General features: G+C 30.5%; 7 protein-coding genes. All 7 read right to left on the bottom strand.

Annotated elements, in window-relative coordinates; all coding sequences use genetic code 11:
- Positions 1–512 (bottom strand): sigma-70 family RNA polymerase sigma factor (locus ACI3VO_RS13160; RefSeq protein ID WP_439758357.1); only part of this gene is annotated, 512 nt, incomplete at its 3' end.
- Positions 502–723 (bottom strand): crAss001_48 related protein, encoded by a 222-nt coding sequence (locus tag ACI3VO_RS13155; protein ID WP_439758356.1) that lies wholly within the window; start codon positions 721–723, stop codon positions 502–504. The genes ACI3VO_RS13155 and ACI3VO_RS13160, both read right to left, overlap by 11 nt.
- 92 nt (positions 724–815) lie before the next feature.
- Complete coding sequence (locus tag ACI3VO_RS13150; protein ID WP_439758355.1) at positions 816–1,508, bottom strand: metallophosphoesterase family protein; 693 nt, start codon at positions 1,506–1,508, stop codon at positions 816–818.
- A complete protein-coding gene (locus ACI3VO_RS13145; protein WP_439758354.1) occupies positions 1,505–1,747 on the bottom strand; it encodes a hypothetical protein in 243 nt (80 codons plus the stop codon). Before ACI3VO_RS13145 ends, ACI3VO_RS13150 begins: the two co-directional genes overlap by 4 nt.
- Positions 1,744–2,217, bottom strand: a complete 474-nt coding sequence (locus ACI3VO_RS13140) for a hypothetical protein (RefSeq protein ID WP_439758353.1) — start codon at positions 2,215–2,217, stop codon at positions 1,744–1,746. The genes ACI3VO_RS13145 and ACI3VO_RS13140 overlap by 4 nt, the downstream gene beginning before the upstream one ends.
- A complete protein-coding gene (locus ACI3VO_RS13135; RefSeq protein ID WP_439758352.1) occupies positions 2,207–2,509 on the bottom strand; it encodes a hypothetical protein in 303 nt (100 codons plus the stop codon). Before ACI3VO_RS13135 ends, ACI3VO_RS13140 begins: the two co-directional genes overlap by 11 nt.
- Positions 2,506–2,712, bottom strand: coding sequence for a hypothetical protein (locus ACI3VO_RS13130; protein ID WP_439758351.1), 207 nt, complete (start codon positions 2,710–2,712; stop codon positions 2,506–2,508). The genes ACI3VO_RS13135 and ACI3VO_RS13130 overlap by 4 nt, the downstream gene beginning before the upstream one ends.
- Positions 2,713–2,798 lie beyond the last annotated feature (86 nt).

Raw genomic sequence — 2,798 nt, 5'->3', positions numbered from 1 at the left:
GATAGATAATCAATTTGCTCTACTGGTATTCCAGTAAGTTCTGAAATCTCTTCAGGACTAGGATTTCTATGATTTTGTTGCTGGAATTTATTAGTAGTTTCCAGAATATTTATAACTATAAGCTGTTGGGATATTGGAAGTCTAATTTCTTTAGCCTGCCAATAAATAGAGTTATAAATACATTGTTTAATCCACCATACAGCGTAGGATAGAAATGAGACTCCTCTATTTGGATCAAATTTATCTATAGCTTTTATAACTCCTTCGTTGCCTACAGAAATCAAGTCCATTAGAGGAATTCCCCTATTTTGGAATTGTTTTGCAATAGTAACTACGAATCTAAGATTGGAGTTAATAACTTTATTTCTAGCTACAATATCTCCATTCTGAGCTTTAGTTATTAAAGTAGCTATCTCAGAATTAGGAAGAATCTTAATCTTCGCAATATCTCTGAGATAGCTATTTAATAAAGAGTCAGTTCTATCAGTAAAAATTATTTTCTTACTCTGCACTCTCTTCTTCTCTAGGAGCATTAAGTCCTAATCTAATAGAGAGAACAGAAGCATAAGCTTCCATAGCCTTTAGTTGAGCTATAAGAAGGTCATGATTGAGATTATTTAGTTCTTTTACTTTATCTCCAAGAAGAAATTCTCTCAATTTAGTAATCTTAGTATTAAGTTCATTAAATTCATTAAGTGCATTGTCAAAAGTTTCCTGATTCATACAATAAATTTTTAGTAGTTTTATTTAAATCTAGAATACTAAGTACTATTGCTATAATTAAAAGAATAGTAAATAGATAAATAAGTATATTATTAAATGTCCAAATATAATGGTTCATATGAAACATCATATTGGTCATTCAATAATGATACATTAGCCATCTTTACATTATCAATTTCTTCTAAATTATGATTTCCCTCATGAATATGCCCACAGAAAGCATAAGTTGGCTTACGTTCAAGAATAATCTTAGTAAGAACTTCATTACCAGCATTTACTGGTTCATTATGCCACATGTTAGGAGGAACAGTTCCATAGTTATTTACACTAAATGCATCATGACTTATAACAATATCACAATCATAAGGCATAGAAGAATACAATTCCTTCAATTTATCATCTGAGTACATAAATGCCCAGTTGCCAAAGATATGGCAGTATGGAGTTCCCCAAATTCTGTATACTTTACCATCATCACTTAAATAATCAGTATGATTACTCTCTAGATATATAACTTTTCCATCAGTAGGCTCTGTAAGTACAGCAGTAATCCATGTATAACCTCTGTTTACAAGGATAAAATCATGATTTCCTCCAACTAGAAATACTTGTTCACAAGGAAGTCCTTTAATCCATTCCGCAAATGTAGTTTTTAACCATTTCTCACATTGTGGTAAGTTCCTCTGCATTCTTAGAGGAGAAATGTCACCACATATTAAAAGAATCTCACATGGTTCTATAGTAGGTAAATAACCATGCAAATCGCTAATTACACAAATTCTCATATTTCTAAAGTATATTTAGTTATCCAATCCCCACAACACTCACAATGTCCCAGATCCTCATATTCACCTTGTTGTTCCATCAGATTAATCCAAATATTTTGTAGAGTTCCTAAATCAGATTCCCTATCTATTAATTGATGAATTACTTTTTTAAATTCGTCAATAGGAATGTCTATTGTTTCAATTCCATCTACGGTTAGAGAAGTACACATACAACCATCAGTATATTCTAACTTCATTTTAGGTTCTTATTAATAGTTATTTCTGAATTATCTTGATTTAGCCAAATATGATTATTTCTAACCCATTCTATACTCTTATTATAATAGATATAATCCAATATAGCTTCCCATGTTGCCATACTTCTTGTATGTTCACTAGTATCTAATGGATCAGATACATAATTCCACATCCACATTAGTCTATATCTTCTAAAAAAAGTTATGGCAAAGAATGGATTCCATTCATGTCGTGGAGAATTGTATTTATCCTTCCACCCTAATGAGCTAGAATATATATCAATAATTGGATTCATATGTTTAGAGTCAGCATACCAACCAAAGAACCAGTGTGGCTTTCCAACACTAAAATGACAAATAGGCTTCTTGAATTTATCCTTAGCTCTATACCATTGATATAGTGGAATATGAGACTCCCTCCAGTATTTTGAGAATATAGTTCTATACTTAAAATAGTTTTTAATTCTCATATTTAGTTTCCATAAATTCATATAAAAAGTTTGCAAATACTTGAGCCTCTGCTTCACTATACTCATTATTATAATAGTATTGAAAACAGTGAATTAATTCGTGAAAGAAGGTGTTTAATTGATGGGATTCTGTAAGCCATACTTTACCATCATATTCTGTGTCTACATTATTAGCAATATAAATGGTATTAGTAGCACTTCCCCACATTCCATAACTATTGTCATCAAGATGATCAACTATTCTTACTGTAATTTCTTGTCCGGCAATTTTAAAACTTTTAGGTATATTCATCGTGTATCAATTACAATATTATTATCAAGTATATTTAAAACAGGAACTGATATTCCCCCTTTTAAAGTTCTAGTAGTAACCAAAGGATATTTTTCAGTAAGTAATTTAGTCTCTTCTTCTGTAGCTTTTACCCAGAAAAAGTTACCCTTTGGTTTAGATGCATTCCAAGCTAGATGTTTAACTAGCCATTCAAACTTATTCAATGTTAATCACTTTATCAATTATAGATATACTAATATCTTGATTATTCTCCAAGAAATATGTAAAGCTATCAAATTCAATAGGCAAT

The organism is Intestinibacter sp., assembly GCF_051866655.1.
In the GTDB taxonomy this organism is placed as follows: Bacteria; Bacillota; Clostridia; order Peptostreptococcales; family Peptostreptococcaceae; genus Intestinibacter.
Note: the sequence above shows the minus strand (reverse complement) of the source record. Positions and strands in the feature narration are given on the sequence as shown.

Coding starts and splice junctions, on each gene's coding strand:
- ACI3VO_RS13155 (WP_439758356.1), bottom strand. CDS start 723: ATGAATCAGGAAACTTTTGACAATGCACTTAATGAATTTAATGAACTT.
- ACI3VO_RS13150 (WP_439758355.1), bottom strand. CDS start 1,508: ATGAGAATTTGTGTAATTAGCGATTTGCATGGTTATTTACCTACTATA.
- ACI3VO_RS13145 (WP_439758354.1), bottom strand. CDS start 1,747: ATGAAGTTAGAATATACTGATGGTTGTATGTGTACTTCTCTAACCGTA.
- ACI3VO_RS13140 (WP_439758353.1), bottom strand. CDS start 2,217: ATGAGAATTAAAAACTATTTTAAGTATAGAACTATATTCTCAAAATAC.
- ACI3VO_RS13135 (WP_439758352.1), bottom strand. CDS start 2,509: ATGAATATACCTAAAAGTTTTAAAATTGCCGGACAAGAAATTACAGTA.